Source organism: Aquabacterium sp. (assembly GCF_016234775.1).
Lineage (GTDB): Bacteria > Pseudomonadota > Gammaproteobacteria > Burkholderiales > Burkholderiaceae_C > Aquabacterium.
Window position 1 is genome coordinate 1 of sequence record NZ_JACRAH010000039.1, and the last position, 17,766, is coordinate 17,766.

The following is a 17,766-nucleotide window of genomic DNA, read 5'->3' on the forward strand; positions in this document are numbered from 1 at the left end:
ATCGAAGACCGCCCGCACCAGTACTACGGTGCCTTCCTGATCCTGTCGGGTCTGATGGTGGGTGTGTTCTCCGCGCTGGACGGCATGCTGTTCTACGTGTTCTTCGAAGCAACCCTGATCCCGATGTACATCATCATCGGTATCTGGGGCGGTCCGCGTCGTGTGTACGCCGCGTTCAAGTTCTTCCTGTACACGCTGCTGGGTTCGCTGCTGATGCTGGTGGCCCTGGTCTACCTGTACTACAAGTCGGGTGGCTCGTTCGACATCGCCACATGGCACAAGCTGCCATTGCCCGCCACGCCGCAGGCCTTGCTGTTTGGCGCCTTCTTCGCCGCGTTTGCGGTGAAGGTTCCGATGTGGCCGGTGCATACATGGTTGCCTGATGCCCACGTGGAAGCGCCTACCGGTGGCTCCGTCGTGCTGGCCGCGATCATGCTGAAGCTGGGTTGCTATGGCTTCCTGCGTTTCATGCTGCCCATCGTGCCCGATGCGTCGCACGAGTTCGCGCCTGTGGTGATCACCTTGTCGCTGATCAGTGTGATCTACATCGGCCTGGTGGCCATGGTTCAGCAGGACATGAAGAAGCTGGTGGCGTATTCGTCCATCGCCCACATGGGTTTCGTGACCCTGGGTTTCTTCATCTTCAATGAACTGGGTATCGCCGGTGGCATCGTGCAGATGATTGCCCACGGTTTCGTGTCTGGCGCCATGTTCCTGAGCATTGGTGTGTTGTACGACCGCGTTCACTCGCGTGAAATCTCCAGCTACGGCGGCGTGGTCAACACCATGCCCAAGTTCGCCGCGTTCGCGCTGCTGTTCTCCATGGCCAACTGCGGCCTGCCGGGTACCGCGGGCTTCGTGGGTGAGTGGATGGTGATCCTGGGTGCGGTTCAGTACAACTTCGTGATTGGTGCGCTGGCTGCCTCGGCGCTGATCTTCGGTGCCGCCTACACCCTGTGGATGTACAAGCGCGTGTACTTCGGTGAGGTGACCAACGACCATGTGCGTGAGTTGACAGACATCAACGCCCGCGAATTCCTGATGCTGGCCATTCTGGCGGCAGCGGTGCTGTGGATGGGCATCCAGCCCAAGCCCTTCACCGATGCGATGCATGTGTCCGTGACCGAGCTGATCAAGCACGTGTCCGTGAGCAAGTTGAACTAAGGGCCGATCGACATGACTGATTTGAATTGGTGCGCAGTGACGCCCGAGATCGTGCTGCTGGGAATGGCCTGCCTGGTCTCCCTGGTTGATCTGTTTGTCACTTGCCCGAAACGCACAACCACCTATCTGTTGACGCTGGCTTCGCTGGCTGTCGTGGCAGGCCTGCACCTGACTGCGCTGGACAACGGCACCTCTGTGTACGCCATGCAGAAGATGGTGGTCACCGACGCCATGGGCCATCTGCTGTCCCTGTGCGCCACGCTGGCCGTCATGGGCTCGCTGGTGTATGCACAGACGTACGCGGCTGACCGCGAGATGCTCAAGGGCGAACTGTTCACACTGAGCATGTTCGCGTTGCTGGGTATCTCGATCATGATCATCGGCAACAACTTCCTGAGCATCTACCTGGGCCTGGAATTGATGTCGCTGTCGCTGTATGCCCTGGTGGCCCTGCGTCGTGACAACGCGCAAGCAACGGAAGCCGCCATGAAGTACTTCGTGCTGGGCGCGCTGGCTTCGGGCTTCCTGCTGTATGGCATGTCCATGATGTACGGTGCCACCGGTTCGCTGGATCTGGCTGAGGTGTACAAGGCCACGTTGGCTGGCGACATGAACAAGCAGGTGCTGGCATTCGGTCTGGTGTTCATCGTGGCCGGTCTGGCTTTCAAGCTGGGTGTCGTGCCTTTCCACATGTGGGTGCCTGACGTCTACCAAGGCGCTCCGACCGCGGTGACCCTGATGGTTGCGGGTGCGCCCAAGCTGGCCGCCTTTGCCATCACCGTTCGCCTGCTGGTGGAAGGTCTGATCAACACGGCAACCGACTGGCAGCAGATGCTGATGATCCTGGCGGTGCTGTCCATGACCGTGGGTAACCTGGCCGCGATTGCTCAGACCAACCTCAAGCGCATGCTGGCCTACTCCGGTATCGCCCAACTGGGCTTCATGCTGCTGGGCTTTGTGCCCAGCATCGTGGCGGGCAACACCGTGTCGGCTGGCAATGGCTACGGCTCGTCGCTGTTCTATGTGCTGACCTATGTGCTGACCACCATGGGTACCTTCGGTCTCATCATGGTGCTGTCTCGCCCTGGCTTCGAGTCCGAGCAGATCTCTGATCTGGCAGGCCTGAACAAGCGCAGCCCCGTGCTGGCTGGCGTGATGGCCGTGTTCATGTTCTCGCTGGCTGGCATTCCGCCTACCGTTGGCTTCTATGCCAAGCTGGCTGTGCTGCAGGCGCTGATCACCACGAACTCGCCTTTGCTGCTGCAGATCTCGATCGCAGCCGTGATGTTGTCGCTGGTCGGTGCCTTCTATTACCTGCGCATTGTCAAGGTCATGTACTTTGATGAGCCGTCCGACAACGCGCCTGTCGCCCAAGGTGGCGCACGCGTGCTGTTGTCGGTCAATGCGGTGGTGGTGCTGGCCTTGGGCATTCTGCCCAGCGGCTTGATGACCTTGTGCGCCAAGGCCATCACGCAGTCACTGGCTGGCTGATCTGACATGGCACAACGGTCTTCCTTGACTGAGAGATCCAGCTCATGACGGGCCTCGTGCCCGTCTGGGCTGTCAGTGTGGTGCTCCTGGCCGCGGTGATCGCGGCCAATTTGCCCTTTGTGAACGAACGGCTGTTCGTGATGGGGCCACGCAGGGATGCGAAGCCGGTGGGCTGGCGCCTGCTTGAGTTGCTGGCCTACGCCTTTGCCGTGGCAGCCTTGGGGCGGGCCATCGAAGGGCATCTGGGCCAGGTGAGCCCCATGCGCTGGGAGTTCGTGGCCGTGTGGCTGTGCGTCTTCCTGACGCTGTCCTTCCCCGGCTTCGTGTGGCGCTACCTGCGCAAGCGTTGAATGTCCCAATCCGATCTGCCCGACGCTCACCTGCGTGAAGAGACCATCGAGTCCAGCACGGTCTACAAGGGGCACTTCATTGAACTGCGCCGTGATCGCGTGCAACTGCCCGATGGCCGTGAGGCGGCCCGCGAGTACGTGGTGCATCCTGGTGCGGTGATGATCGTGGCCATGCTGCCTGATGGCCAACTGGTGATGGAGCGGCAGTACCGCTATCCGGTCAGGCAGACAATGATCGAGTTCCCCGCCGGCAAACTGGATGCGGGTGAGGGCGGTCTGGCCTGCGCTCAGCGCGAGTTGTGGGAAGAGACTGGTTACAAGGCTCGTCGCTGGGCCAAGGCCGGCATCATGCATCCTGTCATCGGTTACGCCACCGAGATCATCGAGATCTGGTTTGCCGATGAGTTGACACTGGGCGAACGCCATCTGGATGAAGGCGAGTTTCTGGACGTGTTCCAGGCCAGCCTGGATGAGCTGGAGAACTGGATGCGGGATGGTCAACTCACGGATGTGAAGACCATCGTGGGCATGATGTGGCTGTCCAAATATCGCGCCGGGCTTTGGCCTCTTGAGTGGATCACGGGCTGAGCCGGCGGTTCAGGTCAGGGCGGTTGTTTCATGCTGGTGGTTGATCTTCATTGCGCGCAAGGGCATCACTTTGAGGGCTGGTTTGCCTCCGCTGATGAGCTCGCATCCCAGAAGGATCGCGGGCTGTTGACCTGTCCGGTTTGTGGCGATCATGATGTGACGCGACGCCCATCTGCGCCGCATCTCAATACGTCCGGGTTGAAAGAGCGTGCGCCTGTTGCCCCACGAGGCACCGCGCAACCCGCTTCACCGAGTGCCACACCAGCTTCTGCCCTGGCTCCGGTCGAATCTCGACCTGCGCACGACAGCCTGCCAACCGAGGCGCAGGAAGCCATGGCTGCCCTGCAGGCGCTCTACCTGAAAGCGGTGCGCCATGTGGTCGACAACACGGAGGACGTCGGAGAACGTTTCGTGGAAGAGGTGCGCAGCATCCATCACGGTGACGCGCCGGAGCGTGCCATACGTGGCCAGGCCACACCTGAGGAGCGGGCAGAACTGGCCGAGGAAGGCATCGACATCCTGACCATGCCATTGCCTGAGGCGATGAAGGGCCCCTTGCAGTAGTCCTGGACGGGTGAATGTTCTTGGCGTCACGCCATTTGGCTCATCAGAAGCGGCGTACCTGTTCACGGTGCTGAAAGCCTGAGGTACTAACTTCGTTGTGACCGTCCCCTTGTCCAGGGCGGCGATAACCAACGGAGTCTTTCATGAAGTATTCGATCATTGCCGCAGCCACCTTGTTGGTGTCGGCGTCCTCGGCCATGGCGGCCACTGATTTCAGCAATTTCACGCCGCTGAGTTCATCTGCCGGCCCCATTCCCGTGAACGGTGCAGGTGAGACCACCCCGATCACCCTTGGCAATTCAAGCTGGGGGCAAAAGACCCTGGCCGATCGCACCACACAGAACACGCTTGTTCCTGGCTCCAACTCAGGTAACTGGGACATGATCGCAGCCAATGAAACGGGCCCACAAGCAGGCCGCTATCTGTTCATGCCCTTCGAAACCAGTGCAGGCGGTGTTCAGCGAGTCGACCTGTGGGACAACAACTACGCGACGCGCACGACCACGATTGTGGCGCCAGGCACCAGTGGGTTCGTCGCTGGCGATGCCTCTCGCTGGACGCCCTGGGGCAGTTACCTGACTGGTGAAGAGTCCTGGGGAGCAGGTAGCACGAAGGGGCGCTTGTTCGAGGTCACGAATGCCACCTCAGCAACGGCCAATGCCGGTACGCTGGTTCAGCGCAGCATCCTGCCCCGCGTCTCGCATGAAGGTCTGGCCTTTGACAAGGCCAATGCCATGTACTTTGTAGACGAACTCAACGGTGGCTCGATTTACAAGTACGTCTCGGCCAATCCGAACGCCACCACTGGCAATGACTACTTTGCTGCTGGTCAGACCTCCGTGTTGCGCGTCGGCGCCGGCGGGCAGTTTGAAGGCAACAACGGCCCCGCCATCACGGGCGCAGCGAGCTGGGTGGCGATCACCCAGGCCAATGGCGCGGCCATTGCAGGGGTGTCTACCGTACTGGGTGACGGCACGATCGACGGCCGTGCGACAGCCGATCACGGCAGCATCCTGGGTACAGGCTACAACCGCCCAGAAGATCTGGAGATCCAGACGCTGGCCGATGGCACCGAACTGGTCTACTTTGCAACCACCGACTCAGACACCAATGGCATTTCGTCGGATGGCACCAGCCGCGTCTACCACTTCAACGTGTTGACCGGCGAGGTGGAACTGTTTGCCGATTCGACCACCATTGATCTGGCGACCGGCCTGGCCGTGGGGAGTGGCCTGCGTAGTGCCGACAACCTGGCCATTGATGCAGACGGCAACATCTACATCATCGAAGACCGTAATGGTGGTGTGGACGACGACATCTGGTTTGCCAAAGACCTCAACAAGGATGGCGACCTCAACGATGCGGGCGAAGGCCTGGCACGCTGGGCTTCGAATGGCACGCAGGGCTCCGAGTTCACGGGCCTGTACTTCAGCAAGACCAACCCCAACGTGGCGTATGTGAACATACAGCACCCCAGCAGTGGCAATGACCGTCTGATCGAAATCGCCGCGGTGCCAGAGCCTGAGTCCTATGGTCTGGCGCTGGTGGGCCTGCTCCTGGCTGGCGTGGTTTCCCGCCGCAACAAGCGCGCCTGAGTCATTCTCAGGGCAGCACGCGACCCGGGTTGAGCACATTGCCCGGGTCGAGCGCGAGCTTGATGGCCTTCATCATGGCCAGGGCCGTTACCGACTGGCGGCGGCCCATTTCCTCGACACGCAGACGCCCCACGCCGTGTTCGGCCGACAGGGTTCCGCCGTGGCGCATGACCTCGTCAAAAACCAGCCTGTTGACCTCGGATTCAAACGTGGTCAGGCCGATACCTTGACCCTGACTGGGCGGCGGCTGCACGTTGTAGTGCAAGTTGCCATCGCCCAGATGACCAAAACAGACGATGCGGGCTTGTGGCCAGCGTGTCTGAATGGCCTGGTCTGCCTCGCGCACGAAGTCCGGAATGGCCGAGGTCGGCACGCCGATGTCGTGCTTGACCATCAAACCCTCCGTGCGTTCTGCCAAAGGGATGGATTCTCTGAGTTGCCACATGGCTTGTTGCTGCGTCTGGTTGACGGCCAGCGTGGCCATCTGTACCAAGCCTGAATCCATGGCCATTTGCAGCACGGTCTGCATGCGTTGTTGCGCATGCTCGTCCGATTCGTTGCTGGCGTTTTCAAGCAGCACCGTCCAGGCCGCGGGCGTGGTGTCGCTGGTGGTGGCCTGCAAGCCGAGCAATACCTTGGCGGCATCCGGTTGATGGCCTTGCACCAATTGCAGCGGCAGGCGGCCCATGACTTCACAGGCTGTCAGTCCGGCATCCAGATCGGCACGGGCTGCTTGCAGGAGCTTGATGGCATCCGACAAACTGGTGCATGACAGCAAGGCGGTGGTCTGGCCCTTGGGCTGGGGGTAGAGCCTCAGGGTGGCCGCCGTGATGATGCCCAGTGTGCCTTCGCTGCCAATCATCAGATCACGCAGGGCATAGCCGGAATTGTCCTTGCGCAGGCCCTTGAGGCCGCGCCAGATCTCGCCGTTGGCCGTGACAACCTCCAGGCCCAGACAGAGTTCACGCGCGGTACCGTAGCGCAGCACCTGTGTGCCGCCGGCATTGGTCGCCAGGTTGCCGCCGATGGTGCAACTTCCCTCGGAAGCGAGGCTCAAGGGGAACAGCAGCCCAGCCTCGGCCGCGGCTTGCTGCACCTCGGCGAGCAGGCAGCCTGCGTCTGCCGTCATGGAGAGATTGGCGGGGTCGACCTCGCGAATCTGTCGCAGGCGCTGCAGGCTCAGCACGACCTGCCGGCCGCTCTCGTCGGGCACGCCACCGCCAACGAGGCCTGTGTTGCCGCCTTGCGGCACGATGCTGACACCATGCTGCGCGCACAGCCTGACGACGGCGGCCACTTCATCGGCATTCGCGGGCCGGACGATGGCCAGGGCATGGCCCTGGTAGCGGCCACGCCAGTCTGTCTGATAGCGGCTGAATTCGGCGTCAGTGGCGCGCTGCGGGATCAGCACCTGTGCCTGACCCAGCAAGTCGCGCAGCGCGTTCAGCAAGGTGGTCATGGCAGTGGTGCGTCTTTGGCCGCGGTGCCCTTTTTCTTGGGGGGCAGCACACGCAGGCGCAAGCGGATGTAGACGGAGCAGGCCGTGAACAGCGCGGCACTGAGCGTAACCTCAATGCCCGCCAGCGCTTGCGAGATACCCGTGTCACTGGTGGCACGCATGGCGCCTTCGGTGAAGTACAGCCACACCAGCAGGGAAACCCAGCGGTAGGTGTAGAGCCTGTGCTTGAGCATGCCGGCAATCGCCAGCGTCAGTGGCAGAACCTTGATGGCCAGCGCACCGGTGCCGCCTTTGAGCGGCGCCAGCCACAACTCCCAGGCCAGGCCCAGGCCGATGAGCGACAGCAGCAGGGCGACATTGAGCAAACGCATGCGATCGATGCGGGCCAGGCGCTCGGTGGGGTGCAGGCCAACGAAGGCATCAGGATCGACGAGCGGTTCGTCCGATGGGGAGGGGGAGGGTGTGGAGGAGGGCGTGGTCATCTGGAAAATTTCACAACGCGGGCTGAACCGGACGGCTCAGTGGCGCATGGCTGGCATCATAGCCAGCATGACGTCGAATTGGACTTTCTGGGCAAATGCCCGTGAACGCTGGGCACTGCTGGTGAGCACCTTGCAGCAGTGGCCCTGGGCTCAAACCTATCAAACCTTGCGGGCGCGCTTTCGGGAGGATCACCTGGGTGTGACTGCCGGCAGCCTGACTTTCACGACCACGATTGCCCTGGTGCCGCTGTTCACGGTGATGCTGGCCTTGTTCAGCGCCTTCCCGGTTTTTGCGCGCTTTCGCAAGGTGCTGGAGCAGCAGGTTCTGACGGGCATGGTTCCCGATGCCATTGCCAAGCCGGTTTTGCTGTCCTTGACCAAGTTTGCGACCAAGGCCAGTCAGATGGGGGGGCTGGGTCTGATCGCACTGGGCGTGACGGCCATGATGCTGATGTTGACCATCGACCACACGCTCAACGGGATCTGGCGGGTGCGCACAGTGCGACCGATTGCGCAGCGCGTGCTGGTGTACTGGGCGGCCCTGACCCTGGGCCCGTTTTTGGTGGGGGCCAGTCTGTCCTTGACGTCCTATCTCCTGTCGGCATCCGGTGGCCTGGTGGATGAGTTGCCAGGCGGTGTCAGTTTTCTGCTGGCTTTTATCGTGTTCATGCTGCAGACAGCCAGCTTTGCCGCGCTCTACAAATTTGTGCCCAACACCTTCGTACGTTGGGAGCATGCCTGGGGGGGCGGGATTTTCGCGTCCGTCGGCCTGGAGTTGGGGCAGAAGGGCCTGGCCATCTACCTGTCCAAGGCACCGGTCTACTCGACGATCTATGGCGCGTTTGCCGCCGTGCCGCTCTTTCTCATCTGGATCTATGTGAGCTGGCTGATCATCTTGCTGGGCGCCGTGATCACGGCCTATACGCCCAGCCTGCTGTCGCAGGTCAAGCGATGGCCAGACACGCCCGGCCATCGGTTTGCACTGGCGCTGGCCCTGTTGCGGGCACTGGCGGCCGAGCAGCATGCGCCTCATCGCGGCCTCACGGGCGAGCAACTCGCGCATCGCCTGCGCACGGATCCGCTGCAGATCGAGCCTTTGCTTGAACTCCTGCAAGGCATGGACTGGGTGGGGCTGCTGGATGAGCCTCAGGCGGAGCACGGTGGTCGTTTCGTGTTGTTGTGTGACCCTGACAAGACGCTGGTGGCCCCTCTGGTGGGGGAGGCGTTGTTGCGCCCGGACGCGTTCACCGAGGGATTCTGGTCTAAAGCCGGCATGGAAAGCATGAGCTTGTCAGAAGCATTGGCGTGAAAGGCCAATCTCATCAGGGGGAACCCCTTGGCGAGACCCCGCTGATCGGTCTATATTTAAAAGGCGCGTCCCTACATATTTTGTGCAACCGATCGAGGAGACAGACCATGAAAGTCAGCGATATCCTGCGAGTCAAAGGCAGCACCTTGTTCACCGTCCAGCCGGAACAAGCTCTGGCTGAAGCCACCACCACCATGGCGGATCACGACATCGGCTCGCTGGTGGTGATGGAGCACGGCGATCTGGCGGGGATGCTCACCTTCCGCGAAGTGATCCAGGGCGTGGTCCGCAATGGCGGCTCGGTTGGCTCGCTCACCGTGCGTGCCGTGATGGACGACCATCCACTGACCTGCACGCCGGAGACGGAAATCGACGAAGTGCGCCGCATGATGCTCAATCGCCATGCCCGCTACATGCCCGTCATGACGCAAAAGACCCTGATGGGGGTGATCTCTTTCTATGACGTGGCCAAGGCCGTGGTCGATGGTCAGGATTTCGAAAACCGCATGCTCAAGGCCTACATTCGCGATTGGCCGGTGGAAGAAGAAGCCGCCCGCGAGCGTCCGGCGCTGCTTTGAGCCGCCTGCCAGCTTGTTCCCGCTTGTGTTCAACGCCCGGTTTTTGCCGGGCGTTTCGCATTCTGGCGCCCGGTGATGGCATCAAGGACTGGCCGATAGGGGACAATAGCGGCTTCCGCTTTGGATGACACAGAATTTTGGCGCTATGGCTGGCAGCACCCTTGGTCTCTTGTTCACCGTGACGAACTTTGGCGAATCGCATGGCCCGGCCATCGGTTGCGTGATCGACGGATGCCCTCCGGGCATGACGCTGTCCGAGGCCGACATTCAGCCCGACCTGGATCGCCGCCGCCCTGGTACCTCGCGCCACGTCACCCAGCGCAACGAGCCTGATGCCGTCGAAATCCTCAGTGGCGTCTACGAAGGCAAGACCACCGGCGCCCCCATTGCCCTGTTGATCCGCAACACGGACCAGCGCAGCAAGGACTACGGCAACATCATGCAGACGTTCCGGCCGGGCCACGCTGACTACACCTACTGGCACAAGTACGGCATCCGCGATCCGCGCGGTGGTGGCCGCTCTTCTGCCCGCATGACCGCGCCCATGGTGGCAGCCGGTGCCGTGGCCAAGAAGTGGTTGCGCGAACAGTTCGGTACCGAGATCCGCGCCTGCATGACCCAGCTGGGCACCATGCCCATCGCCTTCGAAGGTTGGGATCATGTGCCCAACAATCCCTTCTTCGCGCCCAATGTCAGCCAGATCGAAGCGCTGGAAGGTTATATGGACGACTTGCGCAAGGATGGCGATTCCTGTGGTGCCAAGCTGATCGTGGAAGCCTCCGGCGTGCCCGTTGGCCTGGGTGAACCGCTGTTTGACAAGCTGGATGCCGACATCGCCTACGCCATGATGGGCATCAACGCCGTCAAGGGCGTGGAGATCGGCGCAGGCTTCGAGAGCGTGAGCCAGCGCGGTACCGTGCATGGTGACGAGCTCTATCCGGACGGCTTTGCCTCCAACCATGCCGGTGGCGTGCTCGGTGGCATCTCCACCGGCCAGGACATCCGCGTGGCCATCGCCATCAAGCCGACCAGCTCGATCCGTTCACCACGCCAGTCCATCGACCTCAACGGCCAGCCCGCCACGGTGGAAACTTTCGGCCGACATGATCCCTGCGTGGGCATCCGCGCCACGCCGATCGCCGAAGCCATGCTGGCCCTGGTGCTGATCGATCACGCCTTGCGTCATCGCGCGCAGTGCGGTGACGTGGAGGTTGACACGCCCCGAATTGCGGCACAACGCCCCTGAAATTGCACCGCATTGGGTTGATGAGCATAGGCAAGGCACAAAGCCTGTGCATGCCCGATTCGGGTGCAAGCTAGTCTGGCGTAATTGGCCAATTGTTCAGAATTTCGGTCGCACTGATTCCTGTTGAAATGCCTGCACGTTCAACGTTTGTTGGTCGGGTAGGTTCGTGCGAACCAGGTTCTACCCCTGAGCCCCTGACCAAGCTTAAAAGGGGTCACCATGCGTTCCATATTCGGATCAGGGTCGGGGCATGTCTTGCTGGAAGCAGGATCAAGGCGTGCATCTTCTGGTGGCGTTGAAGCCTTCATGGCTTTTTTCAGGTACCACGGTATCTGGGCGCCCGGCGTTCGCCTCTTCAGGCGATTGAGTTTTCAGACCAAGGCCAGCATCGTGTCGCTGGCGTTTCTGGTGCCCTTGCTGGTGCTGGGTTGGTCCTTCAACATCAGCAAGCAGGCCGATCTGGATTTCGTGCAATCGGAGCGTCAAGGCGTGGCGTATGCGCAGCCCTTGATCAGCCTCGGTGCGGCTTTGCTTCGCGAAGAGGCCATGGGTTGGGCGGACCGCAGGCCGGCGGAGGTGGGCGAGCGCCTGGCGGCATCGCGGCAACAGCGTGATCAGGTCTGGCAGCAGTTGAGTCAGACCCATCAGGCAGGTGGCGCAGCCTTGAGCGCGGGTGCAGCGTATGAGGCCTTGGCGCGGGCCATGCAGGGCGTGCCGACAGGTCAGGATGCCGGCGCACCAACCAGACAAGGCATGGACGAGACATTGAAGGCGCAGGCCGCTTTGCTGGACGTGGTGGTGGACAAGTCCAACCTTGCGCTGGACCCGGCCTTTGCCAGCTACTACGTGATGGATGCGGCGCTGATCGCTTCACCCGACCTCATCTGGTGTGCGGGTCGTTTGCGCGGCCTGCTTGAGCGTGTGATACGCAGCGGGCATGCCAGTACGCAGGATCTGGTGGCCATTGACCGTGAAAGCGAAGCAGTTTCACGCAGGGTGGCGCAACTGGAGGTGTCCTTGGGCAAGGCGGCCAAGGATGTGCCTGGTTTGTTGGCGCGCGTGTCGCTTGATGCCGTCAGGCAAGCGTCCACCAGACTGGTTCGTATGGCCGACGATCTGGTGCAAGGGCATCCGATGCCTGCCAACACGCAGGCCATGTTGGAGGCCAGTGCGCAGACCATCGACGAAGCGGAAGCCTTGTCGCACAAAGGCATGAATGAACTCGACGGCATGCTGGCCGATCGAGAAGGCGGCCTGCGTGGCTCGCGGGCGTGGGTCAATGGCCTGACCAGCGTGTGCGTGGCGCTCGCCTTCTATCTCTTGCTGTGCTTTTACCGCGTGACCCGTGGCGGGATGGAGGAGGTGCGTCAGCATCTGGTGGCCATGACCGCGGGCGACCTGACCACCCGGCCACGCCCATGGGGCTGTGACGAGGCCGCCAGCCTGATGTGCAGCCTGGCCGACATGCAGGGCGCCTTGCGCAGGGTGGTCAGTGAGGTCAGGGAGGCTTCGGAAATCATCGTGCATTCCAGCAGTGAAATCGCGGCGGGTTCCAACGACCTGTCCGCGCGCACTGAGCGCACCGCCTCCAATCTGGAGGAGTCGGCCTCCTCCATGGAAGAGATCGCCGTGACGGTGAGGCAAACGGCCGACCATGCCGTGGAGGCAGCTGCGCTGGCACGCGGCAATGCCGATGTGGCCGAGACGGGCGGCGAGGTGATCGGTCAGGTCGTGCACACGATGCAGGACATCCATCAATCGTCCAACCAGATCGCCGACATCATCTCCGTGATCGATGGCATTGCCTTTCAGACCAACATCCTGGCGCTGAATGCGGCTGTGGAGGCGGCGAGGGCAGGTGAGCAAGGGCGCGGTTTTGCCGTGGTGGCAGGCGAGGTTCGGGCGTTGGCGCAACGCAGTGCATCGGCGGCGCACGAGATCAAGGCGCTCATCACGGACAGTGTGGCCCGCGTCAAGAGCGGTACGCGTGTGGTGGAGACGGCCGGGCACACCATGGGTGACATCCTGGCGAATGCGCAGCGCATGAACAGCCTGCTGTCGGAGATCGCCGTGGGTGCGCGCGAGCAGAGCGCGGGCGTGGAGCTGGTCGGGCAGTCGGTGCAGGATCTGGATCGCGTCACGCAGGAAAACGCCGCCTTGGTCGAGGAGACCGCCGCGGCGTCGGAGTCGCTCAAATTGCAGGCGCAGTCGCTGATGACCGCGGTGTCCGCGTTCAGGCTGCCCCAGCCTGCCGGGGCTTGAGGCTCAGTTCAGTTCGCAGGCCTTTTCCGGGCGTTCGATCAGTTCGATCTTGTAGCCGTCTGGGTCGGCGATGAAGGCGATCACCGTGCTGCCACCCTTGATGGGGCCAGGCTCACGCGTGATCGCGCCACCCAGCGTGGCCAGCTTGGCGCGTGCGGCATCACACGTGGCCTGCACACTGGGCACACCCAATGCAATGTGGCCATAGGCGGTGCCCAGCTCGTATTCGGTGACGCCGTAGTTGTAGGTCAGTTCCAGCTCGGCGTGTTCAGGGTTGCGACCATAGCCCAGGAAGGCCAGGGTGTACTGCTGTTCCGGGCGATCCGTGGTGCGCAGCAGGGTCATGCCCAGCACCTGGGTGTAGAAGTCGATCGAGCGCTGGAGGTTGCCAACGCGCAGCATGGTGTGCAGCAGTCGCATGAGTGTGTTCGCTTGAGTGGAGATGTCGACAGTGTGCTGCGCTGGTGTGGGCATGCCAGACAGCGCCGCAGGAAACCCCGCTTGGGCTGCTGGCATGTCGCTGCTCAAGTGGGATGGATCACTTGAATTGTGGCAGCAAGACGCTGTCTATCAGCCAGACTGTGCCGTTGGTGGTCTTGACGCCTTTGCAACTGGCGACCGACTGGTTGACGGTGGCACCCTCGGCCCCGAACGCCAGGAACAGGTTCTGGCCTTGCAGGCTGGGCACCTGGCTGGGGATCAGGCTGCGACGTGGGTCCGCGTTGCGGGTGGTCACGTGATAGGTCAGCACCTTGGTCAGCAATTTGGGGTCACTGCCAATGAGGTCCAGCAAGGGCGCAGGCACCTTGGCGAAGGCATCGTTGGTGGGCGCGAACACCGTCAGCGGGCCCTTGCCGGACAGGGCGCCCGTGAGGTCGGCGGCAACGACCAGCGAGACCAACGTGCTGAGTTGGGGCGTTGCAATGGCCGCGTCAACGATGGTGCCGGGGAACTCTGTCAGCTGGGCATGGCGGCAAGACAGGAACGCGTTGATATTGGTCAGCGATGCCTGGGCAGGGGCCATCACGACGAGCGCGGTCGCCAGGGCGGCGGCCTTGCCCAACTGGCGCAGCGCAGGGCGGGGAAAGCGAGTGAACTTGAACATGGCTTGAACTCCTGAGAGCGTTGGATGAGGGTGAATACCGGCCGGTTTCGGATGAGACTAATCGGTATGAAATGCGACTAATCGGTATTCATTGTGCAGTTTTTGGGCATTCCGTGCACATTGGCCCTGTTTTCATCCGGGGAACCGGGCACCTTGTGGTACCGGAGCAGGCGTTTTCAGTTAGTCGCGCGCTGAAGGGAGACGGGCAACCAACCGCGTACGCTGTTGAGCAGCGCAAGCCCTTGTGCCTGATCCAGGTCGGACAAGGTCAGGCGGCGTTCGGCCAGTTGGCCCTGGGCCAGCAAGCTGGTGCGCATCACGCCAGGCAGCAAGCCCACGGACAAGGGCGGCGTGTACCACTGGCCATCGAGCTTGAGCGCCAGGTTGCCGATCGTGAACTCGGTCAACTCGCCCGCCTGGTTGAACAGCAGGGTGTCAAACACACCCTCGGGCGGTTTGAAGGCGGCATAGATGGCGCGCCGGGTGGTCTTGTGGCGGATGAAATCATCCGCTGGCGGCATGGCGCGTTCTGCCAGTTGCACGGTCAGCATGGCTTGATCATCTGGCGCGGGACCGGATTTGGTGATCGAGCCAGGGCCGATGAGCGGGCTGGCCTGGGCGTCCACCTCGCCATCCACGGACAGCAGCAGGCGCACGCGATGCACCCCCGCCGGATGGGCGTGGCAAAGGTCGATCAGTGCCTGCTTCACGCGCTCGGCCAGCGCATCGTTCCAGGCCCAGCCGAAATGGCGGGCACTGCCAGCCAGACGCTGGATGTGCCAGTCCAGGCGGTCGATGCGTCCCTGGTCAATGCGCAGGGACTCCAGCAGGTGGAAGGGGCTGTCAGCGCGTGTCAGGAAGGCCTGCTTGGCCTTCCACTCGGCCACTTCACCGACTGGCGTGGCGTCCAGCGTGACGCCGCTGCCGATGCCGCAGTGTGCCGACCAGGGAGCGGGCGGAGGTGGCGTGTGAACACACACCGTGCGGATGGGCACGTTGAAGGTGACGCGGCCGCCTGGGGCCATCAGGCCTACAGCGCCGCAATACACGCTGCGCGCAGTGCGCTCCAGTCGGGCAATGTGGTGCATGGCCTGGCGTTTGGGTGCACCGGTGACCGAACCGCAGGGAAACAGGGCCCTGAACACCTCACTGAGCTTCACGCCGGCCTTGCTTCGGGCTGTGACCGTGGAGGTCATCTGCCAGACGGTAGGCAGGGCCTGCACATCAAACAGCGAGGGCACCTTGACGCTGCCGACTTCCGCCACGCGAGACAGGTCATTGCGCAGCAGGTCCACGATCATCAGGTTCTCGGCGCGCTCCTTGACGCTGGTGCGCAGGTGATTGGCGGCAGCGGCATCGCTGGTTGCATCCAGACCGCGTGCCGCCGTGCCTTTCATGGGGCGCGTGGTCAGCGTCTGGCCATCCCAGTCGAAGAACAGTTCGGGCGACACACTCAGCACGGCACCCGGTGCGCGGCAGGCGGCACGCGCATCCAGCATCAGGCCATAGCCTTGTGGTTGGCTGCGTCGCAGGGCCATGAAGTAGGGCCACAGCGAGGCGGGCTCACCTTGATAGGGGGCGTGCAACTGCGTGGTCAGGTTGACCTGATAGACCTCGCCGGCACGGATCAACTCGTGGATCTGTTCGACACGCTTTTGCGCCAGGTCGTCATCCAGGTCGGCTTGCCAGGGGCCTGCTGACCAGTCGATATTGGCGGGAACGACGTCATCGCCCAGCCAGGGCTGCGCCTCATCGAACACGGCCCAGACGGCATAGGGCTGGCCGGGCGGCAAGGCCTTGACGGGCAGGTGGGCGTCCAGGCCCGGTGCGGCTTCATAGGCCACCCAGCCGACGCACCATTGGCCCTGGCGCGCGTGTTCATGGGCGGCATCCAGCAGCCCTGCTACTTGCGAGGGATCGTGGGCCACCAGCCAGCGCACGGGGTGCTCGAAACGCCAGCGTTGACGGGGGGCATCGTGCCCTTCGTGCCCCGGAAAATCCAGCAGCGCGGTGGGCAGGTTCGGGTCTTGATCAAGCACGGCGATCTGGCGTGACGGCGCTGTAGATCAAGGCGATGCCCACCACGGCGAACAAGGCCAGGCTCCAGAACTCGAAAGGCACACCCAGGATGCTCGCGGCAGCATCAGCACAGGAAGCGCGCACCTCGAACACATGGGGCCAACGCGTGTCGGCACCAAAGAAGGAGATGATCTTGTCGGCAAAGGTCAGCGCACACGATGAGGACTTGGCGGCCACGAAGTGCTGCCACAGGGCAGCGCCGATGCCGCCCAGCGCCAAGGGTACCGCCAGCGCAGACAGGCCACGGCGCAGGGCTGCGGCAGGCAGGGCGGCTGCGAGCGGGCACAGCACGGCCAGGGCAATGAAGATCATGCGCTGGAGGATGCACCAGGGGCAGGGCTCCATGCCGAACTTGTGCTGGGCCAGCAAGGCCAGGGCGACGGAGACGCCGCAGGCCAGGCCCATCAGGCTCAAGGCAAGGCGGGGGGGCAGCTTGACCATGCCGGGACTCGCTTTAGCGAACTTCAGCGATCAACTCGATCTCGACGCAGGCCCCAAGCGGGATCTGGGCCACGCCGAAGGCGCTGCGCGCATGCACGCCGGCCTCGCCAAAAACTTCGCCCAGCAACTCGGAGCAGCCGTTGGTGACCAGGTGGTGTTCGGTGAAGTCAGGCGAGCTGTTGACCAGGCTCATGACCTTGACGATGCGCACGACCTTGTCCAGGCCACCGGCGGCGACGCTCAAGGTGCCCATCAGGTCGATGGCGACGCTGCGTGCGGCTTGCTTGCCCTCGGCGGTGTCCATCGTCTTGCCCAACTGGCCAGCCCAGACCTTGCCGTCTTTCTTGGCAATGTGGCCGGACAGAAAGACCAGGTTGCCCGTGCGAACGAAAGGCACATAGGCGGCGGCGGGCACGGCCACGGGCGGCAGGGTGATGCCAAGGTCTTGGAGGCGTTGTTCGATGGACATGGTCGGCGTTGAATCAAAGTCGGTCTGCGCCGCAGGCCGCGGCTTGAACTGGGAATGCTACACCGAGTGCCTGACGCGCGTCGTCGTTCAGGGCTTCGTGCCTTCTGGGTAGCGCGGCAGACCATCGTCAGGCACATCCCACCAACTGCACGCCGATTCGACGTAAGCGTGAAAGGCTGGCCTTGCCTGAATGGGCTCATCCACGGTGCCGATTCGCACACGCAGCACGCCAGGCAAGCTGTCGCGTTCACTGTAGATGGGCGAGCCACAGCATTGGCAGAACCAGCGGCGCTTGCCGGGCGTGGCCTCATAGGCTTGCATCAGATGCTGCCCTGAGATGAGCTCGAAGTTGGCCGCGTGAACCGGCGCGTTGCTGGCGAACGCCGTGCCCTGGGCCTTGCGGCACTGGCTGCAATAGCAGACCTGGATGGGGGCGAGTTCACCCCGGATGCGGAACTGAATGCCCCCGCACAGGCAGCTTCCTGTATTCGTGTTCATGAGCAGATTGTGCAGGCTGTCGTCTATCCCTCGTTTTTCGTCACCCCTCCGGGCGTCTTGAATGCGTTTAACGACCTCAAGACAAT

Annotated in this window: 18 protein-coding genes; 10 read left to right on the plus strand and 8 right to left on the minus strand. The window is 62.6% G+C overall.

Translation table 11 applies throughout. The features are described 5' to 3' along the window. The 6 genes from HY836_RS11755 to HY836_RS11780 form a co-directional block, all read left to right on the plus strand. On the plus strand, positions 1–1,164 hold a 1,164-nt coding region (locus tag HY836_RS11755; RefSeq protein ID WP_290676343.1), incomplete at its 5' end, for an NADH-quinone oxidoreductase subunit M. Between the two features lie 12 nt (positions 1,165–1,176). Next, a complete protein-coding gene (nuoN, locus tag HY836_RS11760) occupies positions 1,177–2,655 on the plus strand; it encodes an NADH-quinone oxidoreductase subunit NuoN (RefSeq protein ID WP_290676344.1) in 1,479 nt (492 codons plus the stop codon). 44 nt (positions 2,656–2,699) lie between these two features. After that, the gene (locus HY836_RS11765; RefSeq protein ID WP_290676345.1) at positions 2,700–3,005 is read left to right on the plus strand and encodes a DUF2818 family protein; all 306 of its coding nucleotides are present in this window, start codon (positions 2,700–2,702) and stop codon (positions 3,003–3,005) included. Beyond that, positions 3,006–3,593: an NUDIX hydrolase gene (locus tag HY836_RS11770; protein WP_290676346.1), complete on the plus strand. Its 588-nt coding sequence runs from the start codon at positions 3,006–3,008 to the stop codon at positions 3,591–3,593. A 30-nt stretch (positions 3,594–3,623) separates the two neighbouring features. After that, a complete protein-coding gene (locus tag HY836_RS11775) occupies positions 3,624–4,157 on the plus strand; it encodes a DUF1178 family protein (RefSeq protein ID WP_290676347.1) in 534 nt (177 codons plus the stop codon). A gap of 143 nt (positions 4,158–4,300) precedes the next feature. Further along, the gene (locus HY836_RS11780; protein ID WP_290676348.1) at positions 4,301–5,752 is read left to right on the plus strand and encodes an alkaline phosphatase PhoX; all 1,452 of its coding nucleotides are present in this window, start codon (positions 4,301–4,303) and stop codon (positions 5,750–5,752) included. Between the two features lie 7 nt (positions 5,753–5,759). Here the strand turns inward: HY836_RS11780 and HY836_RS11785 are convergent, their stop codons facing one another. Both HY836_RS11785 and HY836_RS11790 read right to left on the minus strand, forming a co-directional pair. Further along, positions 5,760–7,211 (minus strand): FAD-binding oxidoreductase, encoded by a 1,452-nt coding sequence (locus HY836_RS11785; RefSeq protein WP_290676349.1) that lies wholly within the window; start codon positions 7,209–7,211, stop codon positions 5,760–5,762. After that, positions 7,208–7,582: a DUF2069 domain-containing protein gene (locus HY836_RS11790; protein ID WP_290676409.1), complete on the minus strand. Its 375-nt coding sequence runs from the start codon at positions 7,580–7,582 to the stop codon at positions 7,208–7,210. The genes HY836_RS11785 and HY836_RS11790 overlap by 4 nt, the downstream gene beginning before the upstream one ends. 178 nt (positions 7,583–7,760) lie before the next feature. On the opposite strand from HY836_RS11790, the gene HY836_RS11795 reads away from it, so the two are divergent. The 4 genes from HY836_RS11795 (at position 7,761) to HY836_RS11810 (ending at position 13,088) form a co-directional block, all read left to right on the plus strand. After that, complete coding sequence (locus HY836_RS11795) at positions 7,761–9,002, plus strand: YihY family inner membrane protein (RefSeq protein WP_290676350.1); 1,242 nt, start codon at positions 7,761–7,763, stop codon at positions 9,000–9,002. Positions 9,003–9,109: 107 nt separating this feature from the next. Further along, positions 9,110–9,580 (plus strand): CBS domain-containing protein, encoded by a 471-nt coding sequence (locus HY836_RS11800; RefSeq protein WP_290676351.1) that lies wholly within the window; start codon positions 9,110–9,112, stop codon positions 9,578–9,580. 145 nt (positions 9,581–9,725) lie between these two features. Further along, positions 9,726–10,826, plus strand: a complete 1,101-nt coding sequence (gene aroC, locus HY836_RS11805) for a chorismate synthase (protein WP_290676352.1) — start codon at positions 9,726–9,728, stop codon at positions 10,824–10,826. Positions 10,827–11,132: 306 nt separating this feature from the next. Then, positions 11,133–13,088, plus strand: a complete 1,956-nt coding sequence (locus HY836_RS11810; protein ID WP_290676353.1) for a methyl-accepting chemotaxis protein — start codon at positions 11,133–11,135, stop codon at positions 13,086–13,088. 3 nt (positions 13,089–13,091) lie between these two features. Here the strand turns inward: HY836_RS11810 and gloA are convergent, their stop codons facing one another. The 6 genes from gloA to HY836_RS11840 all read right to left on the minus strand — a co-directional run bounded on the left by gloA (position 13,092) and on the right by HY836_RS11840 (position 17,680). Beyond that, entirely contained in the window at positions 13,092–13,508 is a 417-nt protein-coding gene (gloA, locus tag HY836_RS11815) for a lactoylglutathione lyase (protein ID WP_290676410.1), read from the minus strand. A gap of 118 nt (positions 13,509–13,626) precedes the next feature. Continuing rightward, positions 13,627–14,193, minus strand: a complete 567-nt coding sequence (locus HY836_RS11820) for a fasciclin domain-containing protein (RefSeq protein ID WP_290676354.1) — start codon at positions 14,191–14,193, stop codon at positions 13,627–13,629. A gap of 176 nt (positions 14,194–14,369) precedes the next feature. Then, entirely contained in the window at positions 14,370–16,232 is a 1,863-nt protein-coding gene (locus HY836_RS11825) for a chorismate-binding protein (protein ID WP_290676355.1), read from the minus strand. Further along, positions 16,225–16,713: a disulfide bond formation protein B gene (locus HY836_RS11830; RefSeq protein WP_290676356.1), complete on the minus strand. Its 489-nt coding sequence runs from the start codon at positions 16,711–16,713 to the stop codon at positions 16,225–16,227. Before HY836_RS11830 ends, HY836_RS11825 begins: the two co-directional genes overlap by 8 nt. A 13-nt stretch (positions 16,714–16,726) precedes the next feature. Continuing rightward, positions 16,727–17,182, minus strand: a complete 456-nt coding sequence (locus HY836_RS11835; protein WP_290676357.1) for a RidA family protein — start codon at positions 17,180–17,182, stop codon at positions 16,727–16,729. A gap of 87 nt (positions 17,183–17,269) precedes the next feature. After that, a complete protein-coding gene (locus tag HY836_RS11840) occupies positions 17,270–17,680 on the minus strand; it encodes a GFA family protein (RefSeq protein ID WP_290676358.1) in 411 nt (136 codons plus the stop codon). Positions 17,681–17,766: the final 86 nt, after the last annotated feature.

Excerpts from the sequence above, each read along its gene's own strand:
- nuoN (WP_290676344.1), top strand. The coding sequence starts at position 1,177 with ATGACTGATTTGAATTGGTGCGCAGTGACGCCCGAGATCGTGCTGCTG.
- HY836_RS11775 (WP_290676347.1), top strand. The coding sequence starts at position 3,624 with ATGCTGGTGGTTGATCTTCATTGCGCGCAAGGGCATCACTTTGAGGGC.
- aroC (WP_290676352.1), top strand. The coding sequence starts at position 9,726 with ATGGCTGGCAGCACCCTTGGTCTCTTGTTCACCGTGACGAACTTTGGC.
- HY836_RS11765 (WP_290676345.1), top strand. The coding sequence starts at position 2,700 with ATGACGGGCCTCGTGCCCGTCTGGGCTGTCAGTGTGGTGCTCCTGGCC.
- HY836_RS11800 (WP_290676351.1), top strand. The coding sequence starts at position 9,110 with ATGAAAGTCAGCGATATCCTGCGAGTCAAAGGCAGCACCTTGTTCACC.
- HY836_RS11820 (WP_290676354.1), bottom strand. The coding sequence starts at position 14,193 with ATGTTCAAGTTCACTCGCTTTCCCCGCCCTGCGCTGCGCCAGTTGGGC.
- HY836_RS11840 (WP_290676358.1), bottom strand. The coding sequence starts at position 17,680 with ATGAACACGAATACAGGAAGCTGCCTGTGCGGGGGCATTCAGTTCCGC.
- HY836_RS11830 (WP_290676356.1), bottom strand. The coding sequence starts at position 16,713 with ATGGTCAAGCTGCCCCCCCGCCTTGCCTTGAGCCTGATGGGCCTGGCC.
- HY836_RS11770 (WP_290676346.1), top strand. The coding sequence starts at position 3,006 with ATGTCCCAATCCGATCTGCCCGACGCTCACCTGCGTGAAGAGACCATC.
- HY836_RS11790 (WP_290676409.1), bottom strand. The coding sequence starts at position 7,582 with ATGCGTTTGCTCAATGTCGCCCTGCTGCTGTCGCTCATCGGCCTGGGC.
- HY836_RS11835 (WP_290676357.1), bottom strand. The coding sequence starts at position 17,182 with ATGTCCATCGAACAACGCCTCCAAGACCTTGGCATCACCCTGCCGCCC.
- HY836_RS11810 (WP_290676353.1), top strand. The coding sequence starts at position 11,133 with ATGGCTTTTTTCAGGTACCACGGTATCTGGGCGCCCGGCGTTCGCCTC.
- gloA (WP_290676410.1), bottom strand. The coding sequence starts at position 13,508 with ATGCGACTGCTGCACACCATGCTGCGCGTTGGCAACCTCCAGCGCTCG.
- HY836_RS11795 (WP_290676350.1), top strand. The coding sequence starts at position 7,761 with ATGACGTCGAATTGGACTTTCTGGGCAAATGCCCGTGAACGCTGGGCA.
- HY836_RS11785 (WP_290676349.1), bottom strand. The coding sequence starts at position 7,211 with ATGACCACCTTGCTGAACGCGCTGCGCGACTTGCTGGGTCAGGCACAG.
- HY836_RS11780 (WP_290676348.1), top strand. The coding sequence starts at position 4,301 with ATGAAGTATTCGATCATTGCCGCAGCCACCTTGTTGGTGTCGGCGTCC.